This window comes from Ferranicluibacter rubi, from assembly GCF_011603255.1.
Classification (GTDB): Bacteria; Pseudomonadota; Alphaproteobacteria; order Rhizobiales; family Rhizobiaceae; genus Ferranicluibacter; species Ferranicluibacter rubi.
The window spans coordinates 238,908-254,876 of the sequence record NZ_JAANCM010000004.1; the positions used below are offsets into that span (position 1 = coordinate 238,908).

Below are 15,969 nucleotides of genomic sequence, written 5' to 3' on the forward strand. Positions count from 1 at the left end.
CTTCAGCAAGCCTGAGGACAATATGATGCGGAACCGCCCCATTCTCAAGGGCGGTGCTGACGCATGACGCAATTGTAATGCGCGGAGGCCCCGAGGGGCCGTCCGCTGCCTGTCAGAGATCGCGCAGAACGGGCGCTGCCTTCTGCCCGAGCACGCGCCATGTCCCCGCAAGCCCGATGCCGACCGTCATGACCAGAGCGACAACGATCGTCAGCACAGCCACATCCGGCAGGAAGGACGACGGCAGCGTCATGATGCGGGCCACCACGAACCACGCCGCCACACCGCCTGCCAGAAGCGCAAAGATCGCGGTGGAAAGGCCGAGGATTGCATATTCGTAGCAAAAGGCCCGGATCAGCGTCGCGCGGGTCGCACCCAGCGTCTTCAGCACCACCGCATCATGGATGCGCGCGCGGTTGCCGGCGGCCAGCGCGCCGGAGAGCACGAGAACCGAGGCAACGAGCGCGACGCCGGCCGCAGCACGGATCGCGGTGGCCAACTGCCCCAGCAGGCCGTTGACGATGTCGAGCGCATCCTTCACCCGCACGCTCGTGATGGTCGGATAGGTGTTGGTGATCTGACGCAGTGCCGCTGCCTCCTGCTCAGCCGTGGCCGATGGGTCGATGACGGTCGCGAGCCAAGCATGCGGCGCTCCGGCGAATGTGTTGGGCGAAAACACCATGACGAAATTGATCGACAGCGATTCCCATTCGACCGTGCGGAAGTTGGAGATGCGGGCCGTGATGTTGCGGCCGAGCACGTTGACGGTGACGGTGTCGCCCACCTTCAGGTTCAATTCGCGCGCCTCCTGCTCGGAGAAGGACACCAGCGGCTCGCCGCTATAGCCGTCCGGCCACCATGTACCCTCGACGAGACGCGAATTCTCCGGCAGGTTCTTCGCATAGGTAATGCCGCGGTCGCCCCGGAGCACCCAGCGCCCGGCCGGCGCAACCTCGCGCTTGGCGACGTCCTCGCCGTTGAAGGCAAGGATGCGGCCGCGCAGCATCGGCACCTCGATGACCTTGCCGGCCGGGAGGGCCCTGTTCAACAGCGAGCGAAACCCTTCGATCTCGCTGCCCTGGATGTCGACGAAGAAGAAATTGGGCGCCCGCTCCGGCAGGTTTCCCGTCAGCTCCCGCCGCAGGTTTCCATCGATCAGCGCCAGCGTCACGAGAAGCGCAAGCCCGAGGCCGAGCGAGAGAACGACGGAAGGCGTCAGCGCACCCGGCCGATGGATATTGCCGATCGCTAGCCGTAGGGCCGGTGAGGAAACCCGCGGGCTCCGCCGCGCAAGGGCCGCGACCAGCACCGAAACGCCGCGCAGCACGACGAACGAAAAGGCGATGGCGCCGAGAAAGACGAGCGAGATCATCCGGTCGTAGGCCGTGAAGATGGCGAGACCGCCAAGTGCCGCAAGGCTCAAGGCCGCGGCCGCCAGATAGGGCCAGGTCGGCCAGCGATTTCGGTCGAAGTCCTGATTGCGGAAGAGCGCGGTTGCCGGCACGCTGCGCGCGCGGCCGAGCGGCAGGCAGGCAAAGGCGAGCGCCGTGAGCAGGCCGAACAGAGCAGCGAGCCCGAGCGCCGAGGGATAGAGCTGGAGATCCGTTGATATCGGCAGGATATCGGCGAGAAACCGGGCGGCAACCAGCGGAATAATCGCGCCGATGACGAGGCCGATAAAGATGCCGATCATCGCGATCAGCAGGATCTGGATGAGATAGATGGTGGAAACGAGAGCGCCGGGCGCGCCCAGGCACTTGAACGCTGCGATGACGCCGCGCTTGGCATCGAGATAGGCCCGAACCGCATTGGCGACCCCGACCCCGCCGACGATCAGCGCCGTCAGCCCGACGAGTGTCAGGAACTGCGAAAAGCGCGTGATGTTCGCCGTCAGCGACGGCGCGGCATTCTGGCTGGAGCGGATGGACCATCCCGCCTGCGGAAACTGCTGCTCCGCTTGTGCGCGAACCGCCGGCACCCCTGTAGGGTCGGCAAGGCGCAGCTTATAGGCATGCTCGACCAGGCTTCCGGTCTGCACGAGACCGCTGGCCGCAAGCACCTCCTGCGACACCAACAGCCGCGGCGCGAAACCGAACCCGTCCGACAGCGCATCCGGCTCGCGCACCAGCGTGCCGGAAATCTTCACCCGCGCATTGCCGATGAGCAGGGTATCGCCCGCCTTTACACCGAGACGATCGAGAAGCAGAGGGGCCGCGAGCGCGCCATAGGTGCCGTTCTCGACGGAGAGAAGCGAGGCGAGCGGCGCCTGCGGTGCGCTTTCCAGCGTGCCATAGAGCGGATAGGCGGCATCCACCGCCTTCAGCTCCACCAGTGCCTGGTTCGAGCCATCGGGAAGCCGCGCCATGGAGCGCAATCCCGATGTAAGGGACACATCGCCGGCACCGTCGAGAAAGCTTTTCTCCTCGGTATTGGCCAGACGGTTGTTCAGCTCGAACCGGATATCGCCCGCCAGCAGCGCCTGCCCCTGGGAGGCGATGGAGCCGGTGATGGCCTGCGACAGCGAGTTGACGCCGGCAATCGCCGCCGTTCCCAGCGCGATGCAGGCAAGGAAGATGTAGAAGCCCGACAACCCACCGCGCATTTCGCGCAGGGCAAGCCGCAAAGCGAGCGAAAGATCCGGCAGGCGCAAGGACGCCATCATGCCGAAACCGCTGACGGTGCGAGACCCGCTGTCGTGCGCCCATCATCCACGATGATGCCGGAACGCACTTTGATCTGACGCGAGCAGCGCGCAGCCAGGCTGTTGTCGTGTGTGACGAGGATCAGCGTCATGTTGCGCTCGGCCTGCTTGGAAAAGATCAGGTCCGCAATCTGCCGCCCGGTTTCGGTATCGAGATTGCCGGTCGGCTCGTCGGCAATCAGAAGCTTCGGCGAGGGCGCGAGCGCCCGAGCGATGGCCACGCGCTGCTGCTCGCCGCCCGAGAGCTGTCCCGGATAATGCGACAGCCGCTCGCCGAGCCCGACCGACGTCAACTCGCGACGGCCGATGTCGAAGGCATCGCGCGCATTGGCAAGCTCGAGCGGCACGGCGACGTTCTCGAGCGCCGTCATATTGGGAATGAGGTGGAACGACTGGAAGACGATGCCGATGTTGCGGCCGCGGAAATCGGCCACGCGATCCTCGCTCAGCCCTTGCAGCGGCGTCCCGTCGATGACGATTTCGCCCTTGTCCAGACGCTCCAATCCGGCAAGCACCATCAGCAGGGTCGATTTGCCCGAGCCGGAGGGGCCGACGATGCCGACCGATTGTCCGGCATCGATTTCCAGACTCATGCCCTTCAGCACATGGACGGACGCTGCGGCCTGCCCGAGGGTCAGATCCGCATTTTTCAGTTCGATCATGGTTTTTGCCACGGGGTCCGCCCTATATAAGGATTATGCTGCAATTGCTCACATCCGGATTTAGGAGCGGCTTGATGCGAATGAAAGGTTTCGGGGCGCTTTTCCTGGCTGCTCTCGCAGGTTTGATCGCGGCAGGCCCGCTTCATGCTGCCCCCATCGAACTCGTCGGCTTCGGAGACAGCCTGATGGCAGGCTATCAATTACCGCCCGACGACGCTTTTCCCGCACGGCTGGAGAAGGCTTTGCGCGACAAGGGCCATGACGTGTCGATCTCCAATGCCGGCGTTTCCGGCGATACGACGTCCGGCGGCCTTGCCCGCATCGACTGGTCGGTCCCGGACGGCACCAAGGGCGTCATCCTCGAACTCGGCGCCAATGATGCGCTACGTGGCATTCCGCCGGAGGAGAGCCGCAAGAACCTTGTCGCGATGATCGAAAAGCTGAAGGCGCGCGGCATCGGCGTTCTTTTGGTTGGCATGCTCGCACCGCCGAACATGGGCGGCGACTATGCCGATCGCTTCAACCCGATCTATCCTGAGCTCGCCAAGACCTATGGCGTCCCGCTCTACCCCTTCTTCCTCGATGGCGTCGTAGAGGATGCGGGCCTGAAGATCGAAGATGGCATGCACCCCAACCCCAAGGGCGTCGGCGTCATGGTGGAACGAATGCTGCCCGTGGTCGAGACCTTCGTTCAGGGATTGCCGAAATGAACAGAGACACCGAGCCGGCAAGACTGTTGCACGCAGTTTGGCCGTCATCTGGAGCGCGTAGTCGACCATTGGCCGTCAATCACCGTTGGACAAATATTGCAGGTGCGAATTTGTAGTTGCCTGCCGCGGCGCGTCGTGGTCGGCTGGGATGTCTGCAAGAGGTTTTTGCAAGATTCGGGGAGCTCGTCATGCCGAGACTGTTTACCGCCCTCGAAATCCCGCGAAATGCGGCGATGAGCCTGTCCCTTCTGCGCGGGGGCCTTCCCGGCGCGCGCTGGATCGATGTCGAGAACTACCACATCACCCTCCGCTTCATCGGCGACGTCGATAACCGCACGGCCGACGAGATCGTCGATCGCCTCGACCGGATCGAGCGACCGGAATTCGAACTTCAACTGACGGGAACCGGCGCCTTCGGCTCCAAGAAGCCGCATTCGGTCTGGGCCGGCGTCACCAACCCGCCGGAACTGATAGCCCTGCAGGCCGAGATCGAGCGCATCTGCCAGCGGCTGGGCCTTCCCGCCGATCCGCGCAAATTCACGCCCCATGTCACGCTGGCGCGCCTCCGTTCCTCGCGGGTGGACGATGTCGTCCACTATCTTTCGGGTCGCGGCGGTTTCTACACCAACCCATTCACCGTTTCGCGCTTCGTGCTCCTGTCCTCGCGCGACTCCGTCGGAGGCGGCCCCTACCTCACGGAAGACGTGTTCCAGCTCCACGAGCCGCGCTCGTCCGGCTTCGCACGCGTTGAGGAACAGTCGGCCAAGGGCATGCTATGACCGCACGGCACCTGTTGGTGCCGAAGCAAGACATAAGGTGACTGGCATGACCAAGCGCGACAGACTGAACGCCGACGATATCGCCGCAGGTCTTGCGGATCTTCCCGGCTGGTCGCTGGCCGAAGACGGGCTGTCCATCGAAAAGACCTACCGCTTCAAATCCTTCGTCGAGGCTTTCGGCTTCATGAGCCAGAGCGCGCTGGCCGCAGAGAAGCTCGATCATCACCCCGAATGGTTCAACGTCTACAACCGCGTCGATGTGAAACTGACGACGCATACGGCGAAGGGCGTGACGGCGCTCGACCTTGCGCTCGCCGCGCGCATGGAGGCGGCGGCATCTCCCGCATGTCCGTGACTGTCGTTTGAATTGCTCGAATGTTTTCCCATATCAGGGATCAGGAAACAGGCGAGGTCAGGCGCATGAAAGCGGAAACGACGATGAACGAGGTCAAGATCGGCGAAATCCTCCTGCCGGGCGACCGCAGCGAGCAGGAGTCCAAGGCGCAGAAGGTTCGCCGCCGCTTCTGGCCGACGCTGAAGCGGGCCGTGCGCCAGGTTCCCTTCAGCCGCGATCTCGTCGCCGCCTATTATTGTGCGATGGACCCCGCGACGCCATTGCGCACCCGCGGTATCCTGCTGGGCGCGCTCGCCTATTTCGTCATGCCGTTCGATGTCCTGCCCGACGTCCTCGCCATGGTCGGCTTTTCCGACGACATCGCGGTCCTCACGGCTGCCTTCGCGGCCATCAGCGGACAGATCAAGGAAAACCATTACGACAAGGCGGACACGGCGCTGGGCGAGGAAGGCCTCGCCGCGTGACGCAATGAGGCTGGAAACAGCTATTCCGTCCCGTCGATGCCGTCATCGTGAAGAAGTGTGCGCAGCTTCCCGAAGGCGAGCCTGATCCGCGACTTCACCGTGCCGAGCGGCAAACCGGTCGATGCGGCGATTTCCGAATGCGACTGCCCGAAGAAGAAGGCGAGCTGGATAAGTTTGACCTGTTCGCTCGGAAGCTTGGCGAGTGCTGCGCGCACCACATCCTCGCGATCGCCGCTTTGAACCAGCTCATCCGGCGCAGGCGGTGCGGCCGGCAAAAGAAGCGGATCCTTCTCATCCAGCTTGCGCGTCAACTGCCGCCGCGCGGCGTCGATACGCCGGTTTCGCGCGATTCTAAAGAGCCAAGTGGACAGCGAGGACTTCTCGGCATCGTAGAGAGCGGCCTTGTGCCATAGGACGATCATCACCTCCTGCACGATCTCCTCCGCCTCGTTGGACGGCGTGTTCTGTCGCAACAGGAACGATTTCAGCCGGGGGGCAAAAAAATGAAACAGTTCGGCGAAGGCGGCTTGGTCCCGCTTTTTCGCGACGGCATCCGCCAGCCCTGCGAAATGCTGTCTCGCGTCCCCTGTCATGCCTGCCTTCAGGGCCTCCGTGCCCAAGATTTGGTGTATGTGAAACAACAGGTAAAGCTCATTCGAGAAACGTCAAACTGTTGCCCGATTCTTTGTGACATTAGCGGCTCATCGGGGTGACATTATCGCGAAATCGGACCGTTTCCGATCCGACCTGACCCAATCGAAACGCACGAACAGCCGTAAACTGCGGATGCCGACGGTGCTTCGAACGCTTAGAGCCCCGATAGGACGAACAGGCTGTCTGAGAGCGACATCCAGAACGAGGGCGACGGAGATCCGGCAGCGACGCCGGTCGTCGTGAACGATGCACGGCACGTCCAGAGCGTATCGTTTCCGCACGTTCCCGCCTTATTCTTGTGGTGTTGACGGTTTGGTAACCTGAATGAAGTCACAATAATCGTAATCGCGACCATGCATCGCCCGGCATCGGACGGGCGCTGGCAGCAAGACAACCGGCAGGACAAGATGTTTGTAAGACAGCTCTCAACCGCACTCGCACTCCTTCTCGCTGGCGCAGGCATCGCTTCGGCACAGTCTCCGACGCGCATCCAGCAGTTCAATGCCTGGGGGGCCTATTCCTACCAGTCGGGCAAGTCGAAGGTCTGCTACGTCCTGTCGGTGCCGAAGGAAAAGAGCCCTGCCAATGTCGATCACGGCGATATCTTCTTCCTGGTCTCGCAGCGACCGGGACAGAACATCTCCTACGAGCCGCAGGCCATGATGGGCTACGCCCTTCAGGAAAACTCCAAGGTCACCGTGACCATCGACGCCAAGAACTTCACACTGTTTACCAAGGGCAACTCCGCCTGGGTCGAGAATGCTGCCGAAGAGCCGGCTCTGGTGGCAGCCATGAAGGTCGGCAAGGCCATGTCCGTCGTCGCAAAGTCGCGCAAGGGCACGCAGACCAACTATTCCTACTCGCTGTCCGGCATCTCGGCCGCGCTGAAGCAGATCGAAAGCTGCAAGTAAGCACCTCTGCAGAGAATGGATCGAAGGCCGGCCTCGCCGGCCTTCGTCGTTTCGGCCGTACGGCATCACCCTGCAGGAGGTGACGCCCGGCCAATTTCGTGCTAGACGCCGCATCAACGACATGCCGAACGGGTGAGACGCTCCCCGTGCGCCTTATAGTGCCTGCTCCCGTTTCGCCCTTCCGTCCCTTTCGTCCAACCGACCGGGAACCGTTCGGCGTTGCGGGCAAAGCTGCGACAGGAACATTGTGTGATGACCGATATCCTTTCCCTCGACCGCCCCGCACGCCCGACCGCCCGGCCGGCAGCGCTGCAGGAAATGCCCTCCCTCATCGGCCTCACGCGTGAGGAGATGGGCAGGGCGCTGGCCGACGTCGGCGTGGCCGAACGGCAGGTGAAGATGCGCGTCAGCCAGCTCTGGAACTGGCTCTACGTTCGCGGCGTGTCGGATTTCGACCATATGACGAACGTCTCCAAGGATATGCGGGAGATACTGAAGCGGCATTTCACCATTGCCCGGCCGGAAATCGTTGAGGAGCAGATCTCAACCGACGGGACGCGGAAGTGGCTGCTGCGCTTTCCGGCGCGCGGTGCTGGTCGCCCGGTCGAGATCGAGACGGTCTATATTCCCGAGGAAGGCCGGGGAACGCTCTGCATCTCCAGCCAGGTCGGCTGCACGCTGACCTGTTCCTTCTGCCACACGGGCACGCAGAAGCTCGTGCGCAACCTGACGGCGGAGGAGATCCTAGCCCAGCTGCTGCTCGCCCGCGACCGCCTCGGCGACTTCCCGGATCGCGACACGCCCCCCGGCACGATCGCCCCGGCCGAAGGCCGCAAGGTCTCCAACGTCGTGATGATGGGCATGGGCGAACCGCTCTACAATTTTGAAAGCGTCAAGACCGCGCTGCTGATCGCGACCGATGGCGATGGCCTGTCCTTGTCGAAGCGACGCGTGACGCTATCCACTTCGGGCATCGTTCCGGAAATCTATCGCACCGGCGAGGAAATCGGCGTGATGCTGGCGATCTCGCTCCATGCCGTGCGGGACGACCTGCGCGACATGCTGGTGCCGATCAACAAGAAATATCCGCTAAAGGACCTGATGGACGCCTGCCGCGCCTATCCCGGCGTCTCCAACGCCCGCCGCATCACCTTCGAATATGTGATGCTGGAAGGGGTCAACGACAGCCTCGAGGATGCCAAGGAGCTGGTGAAGCTCCTGAAGGGCGTTCCCGCCAAGATCAACCTCATCCCGTTCAACCCCTGGCCGGGCACGAACTACCAGTGTTCCCAATGGGAGCAGATCGAGAAGTTCGCCGACTTCATCAACGCCGCCGGCTATGCCTCGCCCATCCGTACCCCGCGCGGCCGTGACATCCTTGCCGCCTGTGGCCAGCTCAAGTCGGAATCCGAGCGCATGCGCAAGGTCGACCGCATGGCCTTCGAAGCGATGATGATCGCCAATCACGGCGCCGACGATTGAGATGAGCCTGATCCACAACGAGCGAACGAAGCTGACGGCGACCTATTTCAATGGCGCCGCGATCTCCATTTTCGCCATCGGTGGATTTGCTCCCGTCGCTGCCGGCTTCGGCAGCGGCCTTCAAACCGTCACGATCTCGTCAAGCCTGACGAGCGTCGTTTGTATTTCCACGTCGATCATACTACATTTACTGGCAAGACGTGTCCTGAAGGGATTGATCGCATGACCATCGCACAGTTCATGACCTTTCTGATCACCCCGGCGGCCGCAATCGGCTTCGGGCTCGTCATGCTCCGCATTACGCGCCGCGACCAGAAGCGAGAGCTTGCGAAGAAGCACGCGCACTGACCTTCGATTACCGCGCCTGCGTGAGCACGATCTTCACCGCAAACAGCGAAAATACGCCCGCAAAAACGTAGTCTATGGTGCGCATGACGCCCGGCCGTGCCTGAAGCCATCCCGAAAGCCGGTCCGCCGTCAGCACGACCGCGATGTTGATCGGCAGGGACACGGCAATCAGGGTCAATCCGAGCACGATCAGCTTCGCTCGAAGATTCGGATCACCGGCCGTGACGAATTGCGGCAGGAAGGTCATGAAGAAGATGATGACCTTGGGATTGAGCAGATTGACAGACAGTCCGGACAGGATGTTCGCCACTGGCGAAGCCTTCGGAGCCGCCATGCGCTTGACCGAAAGGCTCGATCCGTAGCGGATCGCCTGAATGGCGATGTATAGCAGATAGGCCGCACCCCCGGTCTTCAGCACAAAGAAAGCGGTCGGGGATGCCGTGACAAGCGCCGAGACGCCGAAGGCAACGAGGAATGTGTGCACCAGGCAGCCCAGATTGGTCCCCAGACTGACTTGAAACGCTGCCGCCCGCCCTTGGCTCAGCGCCCGGCTGATCCAGAGCGTCATGTCGGGTCCGGGCGTGATCGCAAGCAGAAGGCTTGCAGCGGCAAAGGCCAGCAGGGTCGGCAGGCTGGGGATGAAGTCCATGACATCGTCTCGCAGAAGGGTTCTGTGCTTCATCAGCTTTTGCAGCTATTCCCAGGCAAGGCAAGAACCTCCCCATCCTCGCTGAAGGGCTCCCGTATGACATCGTCTTTCGAAATGCTGAAAATCCGAAATGCCGGGGAATGGCAGGCCTATCGCGAACATGATTTCGTTTGCCGGCTGGGCGCGGGAACGCTGCCCGAAGAGGCCTTCCGCCATTATCTCAAGCAGGATTATCTCTTTCTCGTCCAGTTTGCCCGCGCCTGGGGCCTTGCCGTCTACAAGAGCCGCGATCTCGATGAAATCCGCCAGGGGCTGGAAAGCCTGAAGGCCATCGTCGAGGTCGAGATCGGCCTACATGTCGGCTACTGCGCCGAATGGAGCATTCCGGAAAAAGCCCTTGCCGATGTGCCCCCATCGCCCGCAACCCTTGCCTATACCGATTACGTCCTCGAAACGGGCCTGCACGGCGACCTTACCGACCTGCATGTAGCGCTTGCGCCCTGCATCATCGGCTATGGCGAGATTGCCCTCTGGCTCCAGGCCCAGCCTTTCCTGAAAACGGACGGCAACCCCTACACGGCCTGGATCGAGATGTATGCGAGCCCCGACTATCAGGCGCTCGTCCGAAGCGAGATCGAATGGCTCGACCGCCGGCTTGCTAGCCTCGACGAAACAGCCATCTCGTGCCTCTCCGGGATTTTCGGCAAGGCGACCCGGCTGGAAGCCGATTTCTGGCAGATGGGCCTCGATCTCACCTGACGCGTGTCTGACTGCCCGCGATTTTCTCCCGGTGCGGGATTTCGAATTTCCGGAATATGCAGTAAGAGTTCCGCCATTTCGAAGAGATACGGCGCATTCTGCCGCCGTTTACCCCCTTACTCCCATTTATCCAGACGGAACGGATCACCATGGCACTTCCCAAAGACGTCAAGAAGGTCGTGCTCGCTTATTCGGGCGGGCTCGATACCTCCATCATCCTCAAGTGGCTGCAGACGGAACTCGGCGCGGAGGTCGTGACCTTCACCGCTGATCTCGGCCAGGGCGAGGAGCTGGAGCCGGCGCGCAAGAAGGCCGAGATGATGGGCATCAAGGACATCTTCATCAAGGATGTCCGCGAGGAGTTCGTGCGCGACTTCGTCTTCCCGATGTTCCGCGCCAATGCCGTCTATGAAGGCGTCTACCTGCTCGGCACGTCGATCGCCCGCCCGCTGATCTCCAAGCACCTGATCGACATCGCCCGGGAAACCGGCGCCGACGCGATCGCTCACGGCGCGACCGGCAAGGGCAATGACCAGGTCCGCTTCGAGCTGTCGGCCTATGCGCTCAACCCCGACATCAAGATCATCGCACCCTGGCGCGACTGGTCGTTCAAGAGCCGCACCGATCTTCTCGAATTCGCCGAGAAGCACCAGATCCCCGTCGCCAAGGACAAGAAGGGCGAGGCCCCCTTCTCCGTCGACGCCAACCTTCTGCACTCCTCGTCCGAAGGCAAGGTTCTGGAAGATCCGGCTGTCGAGGCCCCGAACTACGTCTACATGCGCACGATTTCGCCCGAGGAAGCGCCTGATGTCGCGACCACCGTCAAGATCGGCTTCCGCAAGGGCGACGCCGTCTCGATCGACGGCAAGGAATTGAGCCCTGCCTCGATCCTCACGGCCCTGAACGCACTCGGCCGCGACAATGGCATCGGCCGTCTCGATCTGGTGGAAAACCGTTTCGTCGGCATGAAGTCACGCGGCATCTACGAGACGCCCGGCGGCACCATCCTGCTGACCGCCCACCGCGCCATCGAAAGCATCACGCTCGACCGGGGTGCCGCCCACCTCAAGGACGAGATTATGCCGCGCTACGCGGAACTGATCTATTACGGCTTCTGGTTCTCGCCCGAGCGCGACATGCTTCAGGCCCTGATCGACAAGAGCCAGGAGCATGTGGAAGGCGAAGTGACGCTGAAGCTCTACAAGGGCAATGTCATGGTCATCGGCCGGACAAGCGACAAGTCGCTCTACTCCGACAAGCTCGTCACCTTCGAGGACGACCAGGGCGCCTACGACCAGAAGGACGCTGCCGGCTTCATCAAGCTCAATGCACTGCGCCTGCGCACGCTCGCGGCCCGCAACCGCATCAAATAAATAGACGACCTGCGGCCGGGCAACCGGCCGCAGCTCTATTCCGCAGGCGTCTCCACGGCGCTCTGCGTCAGGCGCACGAACGTCACATAGGACGCAACGGCCCCGAGGCACATCAGCGGAATGATCGTGCCGAACGCCATCAACGGCACGCCGACGAGCGCGGCCGCCAAGCCTCCGAGAAACCCGCTCGCCATCTGAATGAACCCGAGCATGGCAGACGCAGACCCCGCAATATGCGGGAACGACTGCAGCGCCGCCGTCGTCATATGCGGCGTGAGGAACGCGATGCCGAAGCTCGAAAACGCGACGGGCGCCATGACCGAGAGATAGGTCGGCGGCAGCAGATGCGTGGAGAGCGCGATCAGCACACCGCCAGAGGCAAGCATCGCCAGCCCCACCCGGACGGATCGCTCGCCCCCGAGCCGTGCCGCCGTCAGCCGCAGGCACACCGAGCCGAGAAAATAGAACCCGGACTGCATGAGCATGCCAAGCCCGAACGCCGTCGGCGACAGCCCGACCCGGTCGATCAGGATGAAGGGCAGCATGGTCGCCTGCGCATAGAGCGAGCCGATCGCGCCGCCGAGCACGCCCGTGGCTGCGAGAAACCTGATATCGCCGAGCACCTCCCGGTAGGACGCAGCCACCCGCCTCGGCCGGGCCAGCGCCGGATCCGGCCGTCCCGTTTCCCGCATGAAGACCAGCACGGAAAGAATGATCGCCAACGAAAACCCGATCAGCATCACGAAAATCGCGTGCCACCCGAAGGCGACCAGGAGCAACCCGCCGATCGCCGGCGCCATGGCAGGGCCGATCGCCAGCATGATGCCGATCAGGTTCATGATCCGCGACGCCTCGGCACCCGTGAACTGGTCGCGCACGACGGCGCGCGCCACGGTGATGCCGACGGATGCGCCGATGCCCTGCACCAGCCGCCCGGCGAGCAGCCATGTCACATCGGGCGCAAGCACGCAGATCAGGCCGCCGAAGGCGTTAATGCCGACAAACAGAAGCGTCGCGTTCCGCCGGCCGAAAGCATCCGAAAACGGACCCGACACGAGCTGCGCCACGGAGAAACCGGCGAAATAGACGGTCAGCGTCAGCTTGATCATCGATTCGGTCGAGGAAAAGGCGCTGACCAGCTGCGGCATGGCCGGCGTGTAGATCGACATGGAAATCGGCCCAAGCGTCGCCAGCAACGCGCCCAGAATGCTGGTGCGGCGCTCACTCATGCGCCCGCGCATCGCAGCTTTCATGAGGACGTTCGATCTGCCTGTGCCGTCCCTTGGGCTTGTGCCGCCCCCTGCGCCGGGTTGCGGTCGAGGTCATGCAGGTTATCGCGCATCATCTTCAGGCTGAGCCGCAGGATCTCGAGCTCCGCGGCATCATGCCCCGCCGTCACCTCGTCCATCAGCGCGCGGACATGGGTGCGGATATCCAGCAGCACGCCATCGGCAGCCGGTGTCGCCACCACGTTTTTCGCGCGGCGATCGGACGGATCGGGAATGCGCTCGACGAAGCCGAGCGCCTCCAGACGGTCGAGATAGGTCGAAAGCGTCATCGGCTCGATGCCCATGCGGATGGCGATATCAGCCTGCTTGATGCGCTGGTTGACCGCGACCTGAATGAGAGCCCGCGCCTCGCCGGGCGTCACGCCGAGGTTCGCCGCATTGATTCGTCTGTCGAACGCACTGCGCAGCAGGCGTGAGACATCGGTGAGAAGCATGCCGACGGTATCGGCTTCCAGTCGGACGGTCATGAAGTCTCCCTTATGCGCCGCCGCGTCGGTCGTGACCGGCCAGGATCGCCGCTGCATAACGCATTAAAAGCATTCCTGTTTCAGCATGAATGCAGTAAGCATTTCTTATCATTTGCAGAAAGGTCAGACAACCGTCATCCCTTGAAGCGGACTTTGCTAAGCGCCATCTCGCAGTGCTACCTTTCTAACCAAGTTCTGAATCGCCTGACACCACGCATTTCATCACCGCAGGACATTCCCGAAGGATTTCGACGATGGCAACGCCCGATCTCAACCCCGCTCTGACAGACTGGACAGGCCCGGACGGGCTCCCGCACTTCGAGGCGGTCGCAGACACGGATTTCGCACCGTCCTTCGACGCCGCCCTTGCCGAGCACGACGCTGATATCGCCGGCATCGCCCACAATCCCGATGCTCCGACATTCGAAAATACCATCGTCGCGCTCGAAATCGCCGGTGACAGCCTGTCCCGCGTGTCTGCCCTCTTCTGGAACCGGGCGGGCGCTCACACCAATGAGACGATCCAGGCACTGGAGCGCGAGATCGCGCCGAAGATGTCGCGGCATTACTCGAAGATCGGCATGGATGTCGCCCTCTTCGCCCGGATCGACACGCTCTGGAATGCACGCGACACGCTTGGCCTGTCGCTGGAACAGTCCCGCGTGCTCGAACGGCATTGGAAGGGCTTCGTCAAATCCGGTGCCCAGCTTGCCAAGCCCGAGCAGGAGCGCCTTGCCGCCATCAACGAACGTCTGGCCGGCCTCGGCGCCGCCTTCGGCCAGAACCTGCTGGCCGACGAGAAGAGCTGGTCCTTGCTCCTGAAGGAAGAGGCGGATCTCGCCGGCCTTCCCGGCTTTCTGCGCGATGCGATGGCGGCCGCAGCGCGCGAACGCAATGCCGAAGGCACCTATGCCGTCACCCTCTCCCGCTCGATCGTTGAACCGTTCCTGACCTTCTCCGAAAACCGCGACCTGCGAGAAAAAGCGTTCCGCGCCTGGTCGTCCCGTGGCGAAAACGGCGGCGAGACAGACAATGGCGCCGTCATCCGCGAAACACTCGCTCTGCGTGCCGAGAAGGCCCGCCTGCTCGGCTACGACAATTACGCCGCCCTGAAACTCGACAATACCATGGCGAAAACCCCTGACGCAGTGAACGGCCTCCTGACCGCCGTCTGGGAAAAGGCGGTCGCCCAAGCCCGTCGGGAAGAAGCCGATCTTGCAGCGCTGATCGCCCGCGAAGGCCGCAACCACCCGGTCATGCCTTGGGACTGGCGCCATTATGCCGAGAAGCTGCGTTCTGAGCGCTTCGATTTCTCCGAGAGCGAACTAAAGCCCTATCTGCAGCTCGACCGCATCATCGAGGCCTGCTTCGATGTCGCACACCGCCTGTTCGGCATAACCGCTACGGAAAAGACCGGCGTCCGGGGCTATCATCCGGATGTCCGCGTCTTCGACATCCGCAATGCCGACGGCACGCTCGTTGCGCTGTTCCTCGGCGATTACTTCGCCCGGTCGTCGAAGCGCTCGGGCGCCTGGATGAGCGCCTTTCAGTCGCAGCACCGCCTGCCCCTGCCGAATGGTGCAAAGGGCGAACTGCCGATCGTCTACAATGTCTGCAACTTCGCGAAACCCGCCGACGGCAAGCCGGCACTGCTGTCGCTCGATGATGCCCGCACGCTTTTCCACGAGTTCGGACACGGCCTGCACGGGATGCTCTCCAACGTGACCTACCCGTCCGTTTCGGGCACCGGCGTCTCCCGCGACTTCGTCGAGCTTCCCTCGCAGCTCTACGAGCACTGGCTGACCGTGCCCGAGATCCTGAAGCGCTACGCCGTGCATGAAGCGACGGGCGAGCCGATGCCGCAGGCGCTGTTCGACAAGGTCATGGCCGCCCGCACCTTCAACGCCGGCTTCAACACGGTGGAGTTTACCTCCTCGGCCCTGGTCGACATGGCCTACCACACCGCCGAGAGCGTCGAAGACCCCGCAGCGTTCGAGGCCGCCGTGCTGGAGCGCCTGGGCATGCCGCAGTCAATCACGATGCGGCACCGCTCCCCGCACTTCCAGCACATCTTCGCGGGCGATGGCTATTCGGCGGGCTACTATTCCTACATGTGGTCGGAGGTGCTGGATGCAGACGCGTTTTCGGCCTTCGAGGAAACCGGAAATCCGTTCGATCCGGCCATGGCAAAACGCCTGCGGGACAATATCTATTCCGTCGGTGGATCGATCGATCCGGAGGACGCCTACACCGCCTTCCGCGGCAAGCTGCCGAGCCCGGACGCCATGCTGCGGAAAAAGGGCCTCGGCGTGACCGAGCCGCTCACAGGCAGCGACGCCTGAAAAGGCCCGAACCGGCGCTCATCC

General features: G+C 62.8%; 17 protein-coding genes. 11 read left to right on the forward strand and 6 right to left on the reverse strand.

Features of this window, described 5'->3' with window-relative positions:
- Positions 1 to 112: 112 nt before the first annotated feature.
- Positions 113 to 2,662 (reverse strand): ABC transporter permease, encoded by a 2,550-nt coding sequence (locus G8E10_RS10305; protein WP_281517502.1) that lies wholly within the window; start codon positions 2,660 to 2,662, stop codon positions 113 to 115.
- Positions 2,659 to 3,375, reverse strand: coding sequence for an ATP-binding cassette domain-containing protein (locus G8E10_RS10310; RefSeq protein ID WP_167128530.1), 717 nt, complete (start codon positions 3,373 to 3,375; stop codon positions 2,659 to 2,661). The genes G8E10_RS10305 and G8E10_RS10310 overlap by 4 nt, the downstream gene beginning before the upstream one ends.
- Before the next feature lie 62 nt (positions 3,376 to 3,437).
- On the opposite strand from G8E10_RS10310, the gene G8E10_RS10315 reads away from it, so the two are divergent.
- The 4 genes from G8E10_RS10315 to G8E10_RS10330 all read left to right on the forward strand — a co-directional run bounded on the left by G8E10_RS10315 (position 3,438) and on the right by G8E10_RS10330 (position 5,671).
- Positions 3,438 to 4,073 carry an arylesterase gene (locus G8E10_RS10315; RefSeq protein ID WP_167128533.1) on the forward strand — a complete coding sequence of 212 codons (636 nt, stop codon included), beginning with the start codon at positions 3,438 to 3,440 and terminating at the stop codon, positions 4,071 to 4,073.
- Between the two features lie 188 nt (positions 4,074 to 4,261).
- Entirely contained in the window at positions 4,262 to 4,852 is a 591-nt protein-coding gene (gene thpR / locus G8E10_RS10320) for an RNA 2',3'-cyclic phosphodiesterase (protein ID WP_132448737.1), read from the forward strand.
- Between the two features lie 46 nt (positions 4,853 to 4,898).
- Complete coding sequence (locus G8E10_RS10325; protein WP_167128536.1) at positions 4,899 to 5,207, forward strand: 4a-hydroxytetrahydrobiopterin dehydratase; 309 nt, start codon at positions 4,899 to 4,901, stop codon at positions 5,205 to 5,207.
- 83 nt (positions 5,208 to 5,290) lie between these two features.
- Positions 5,291 to 5,671, forward strand: a complete 381-nt coding sequence (locus G8E10_RS10330) for a YkvA family protein (protein ID WP_167128839.1) — start codon at positions 5,291 to 5,293, stop codon at positions 5,669 to 5,671.
- Between the two features lie 20 nt (positions 5,672 to 5,691).
- Here the strand turns inward: G8E10_RS10330 and G8E10_RS10335 are convergent, their stop codons facing one another.
- On the reverse strand, positions 5,692 to 6,264 hold the full coding sequence (locus G8E10_RS10335; RefSeq protein WP_167128539.1) for a sigma-70 family RNA polymerase sigma factor: 573 nt from the start codon (positions 6,262 to 6,264) through the stop codon (positions 5,692 to 5,694).
- 468 nt (positions 6,265 to 6,732) lie between these two features.
- Between G8E10_RS10335 and G8E10_RS10340 the strand changes: the two genes are divergently transcribed.
- The 4 genes from G8E10_RS10340 to G8E10_RS25910 all read left to right on the forward strand — a co-directional run bounded on the left by G8E10_RS10340 (position 6,733) and on the right by G8E10_RS25910 (position 9,066).
- A complete protein-coding gene (locus G8E10_RS10340) occupies positions 6,733 to 7,236 on the forward strand; it encodes an invasion associated locus B family protein (RefSeq protein ID WP_092935801.1) in 504 nt (167 codons plus the stop codon).
- Between the two features lie 252 nt (positions 7,237 to 7,488).
- Positions 7,489 to 8,718, forward strand: a complete 1,230-nt coding sequence (gene rlmN / locus G8E10_RS10345; protein WP_167128542.1) for a dual-specificity RNA methyltransferase RlmN — start codon at positions 7,489 to 7,491, stop codon at positions 8,716 to 8,718.
- A gap of 1 nt (position 8,719) precedes the next feature.
- Entirely contained in the window at positions 8,720 to 8,944 is a 225-nt protein-coding gene (locus tag G8E10_RS10350; RefSeq protein WP_245420093.1) for an amino acid transporter, read from the forward strand.
- A complete protein-coding gene (locus tag G8E10_RS25910; protein ID WP_280953135.1) occupies positions 8,941 to 9,066 on the forward strand; it encodes a hypothetical protein in 126 nt (41 codons plus the stop codon). The genes G8E10_RS10350 and G8E10_RS25910 overlap by 4 nt, the downstream gene beginning before the upstream one ends.
- Positions 9,067 to 9,073: 7 nt before the next feature.
- Here the strand turns inward: G8E10_RS25910 and G8E10_RS10355 are convergent, their stop codons facing one another.
- A complete protein-coding gene (locus tag G8E10_RS10355) occupies positions 9,074 to 9,715 on the reverse strand; it encodes a LysE family translocator (protein WP_110801197.1) in 642 nt (213 codons plus the stop codon).
- Positions 9,716 to 9,811: 96 nt separating this feature from the next.
- Here G8E10_RS10355 and tenA point away from each other — a divergent pair, with 96 nt between their 5' ends.
- Together tenA and G8E10_RS10365 are read left to right on the forward strand one after the other, a co-directional pair.
- Positions 9,812 to 10,474 (forward strand): thiaminase II, encoded by a 663-nt coding sequence (gene tenA / locus G8E10_RS10360; protein WP_167128547.1) that lies wholly within the window; start codon positions 9,812 to 9,814, stop codon positions 10,472 to 10,474.
- A gap of 149 nt (positions 10,475 to 10,623) precedes the next feature.
- Positions 10,624 to 11,847 (forward strand): argininosuccinate synthase, encoded by a 1,224-nt coding sequence (locus G8E10_RS10365; protein WP_110729833.1) that lies wholly within the window; start codon positions 10,624 to 10,626, stop codon positions 11,845 to 11,847.
- Between the two features lie 35 nt (positions 11,848 to 11,882).
- Here the strand turns inward: G8E10_RS10365 and G8E10_RS10370 are convergent, their stop codons facing one another.
- Both G8E10_RS10370 and G8E10_RS10375 read right to left on the reverse strand, forming a co-directional pair.
- Entirely contained in the window at positions 11,883 to 13,076 is a 1,194-nt protein-coding gene (locus G8E10_RS10370; protein WP_167128844.1) for a multidrug effflux MFS transporter, read from the reverse strand.
- 20 nt (positions 13,077 to 13,096) lie between these two features.
- The gene (locus tag G8E10_RS10375) at positions 13,097 to 13,603 is read right to left on the reverse strand and encodes a MarR family winged helix-turn-helix transcriptional regulator (protein ID WP_132712581.1); all 507 of its coding nucleotides are present in this window, start codon (positions 13,601 to 13,603) and stop codon (positions 13,097 to 13,099) included.
- 254 nt (positions 13,604 to 13,857) lie between these two features.
- On the opposite strand from G8E10_RS10375, the gene G8E10_RS10380 reads away from it, so the two are divergent.
- Positions 13,858 to 15,945, forward strand: a complete 2,088-nt coding sequence (locus G8E10_RS10380) for a M3 family metallopeptidase (protein WP_167128550.1) — start codon at positions 13,858 to 13,860, stop codon at positions 15,943 to 15,945.
- The last annotated feature ends 24 nt before the right edge of the window (positions 15,946 to 15,969 follow it).

What these genes read in the sequence shown, in the direction of transcription:
- G8E10_RS10305 (WP_281517502.1), bottom strand. Translation starts at nt 2,662, where the DNA reads ATGATGGCGTCCTTGCGCCTGCCGGATCTTTCGCTCGCTTTGCGGCTT.
- G8E10_RS10315 (WP_167128533.1), top strand. Translation starts at nt 3,438, where the DNA reads ATGCGAATGAAAGGTTTCGGGGCGCTTTTCCTGGCTGCTCTCGCAGGT.
- thpR (WP_132448737.1), top strand. Translation starts at nt 4,262, where the DNA reads ATGCCGAGACTGTTTACCGCCCTCGAAATCCCGCGAAATGCGGCGATG.
- G8E10_RS10325 (WP_167128536.1), top strand. Translation starts at nt 4,899, where the DNA reads ATGACCAAGCGCGACAGACTGAACGCCGACGATATCGCCGCAGGTCTT.
- G8E10_RS10330 (WP_167128839.1), top strand. Translation starts at nt 5,291, where the DNA reads ATGAACGAGGTCAAGATCGGCGAAATCCTCCTGCCGGGCGACCGCAGC.
- G8E10_RS10335 (WP_167128539.1), bottom strand. Translation starts at nt 6,264, where the DNA reads ATGACAGGGGACGCGAGACAGCATTTCGCAGGGCTGGCGGATGCCGTC.
- G8E10_RS10340 (WP_092935801.1), top strand. Translation starts at nt 6,733, where the DNA reads ATGTTTGTAAGACAGCTCTCAACCGCACTCGCACTCCTTCTCGCTGGC.
- rlmN (WP_167128542.1), top strand. Translation starts at nt 7,489, where the DNA reads ATGACCGATATCCTTTCCCTCGACCGCCCCGCACGCCCGACCGCCCGG.
- G8E10_RS10350 (WP_245420093.1), top strand. Translation starts at nt 8,720, where the DNA reads ATGAGCCTGATCCACAACGAGCGAACGAAGCTGACGGCGACCTATTTC.
- G8E10_RS25910 (WP_280953135.1), top strand. Translation starts at nt 8,941, where the DNA reads ATGACCATCGCACAGTTCATGACCTTTCTGATCACCCCGGCGGCCGCA.
- G8E10_RS10355 (WP_110801197.1), bottom strand. Translation starts at nt 9,715, where the DNA reads ATGGACTTCATCCCCAGCCTGCCGACCCTGCTGGCCTTTGCCGCTGCA.
- tenA (WP_167128547.1), top strand. Translation starts at nt 9,812, where the DNA reads ATGACATCGTCTTTCGAAATGCTGAAAATCCGAAATGCCGGGGAATGG.
- G8E10_RS10365 (WP_110729833.1), top strand. Translation starts at nt 10,624, where the DNA reads ATGGCACTTCCCAAAGACGTCAAGAAGGTCGTGCTCGCTTATTCGGGC.
- G8E10_RS10370 (WP_167128844.1), bottom strand. Translation starts at nt 13,076, where the DNA reads ATGAGTGAGCGCCGCACCAGCATTCTGGGCGCGTTGCTGGCGACGCTT.
- G8E10_RS10375 (WP_132712581.1), bottom strand. Translation starts at nt 13,603, where the DNA reads ATGACCGTCCGACTGGAAGCCGATACCGTCGGCATGCTTCTCACCGAT.
- G8E10_RS10380 (WP_167128550.1), top strand. Translation starts at nt 13,858, where the DNA reads ATGGCAACGCCCGATCTCAACCCCGCTCTGACAGACTGGACAGGCCCG.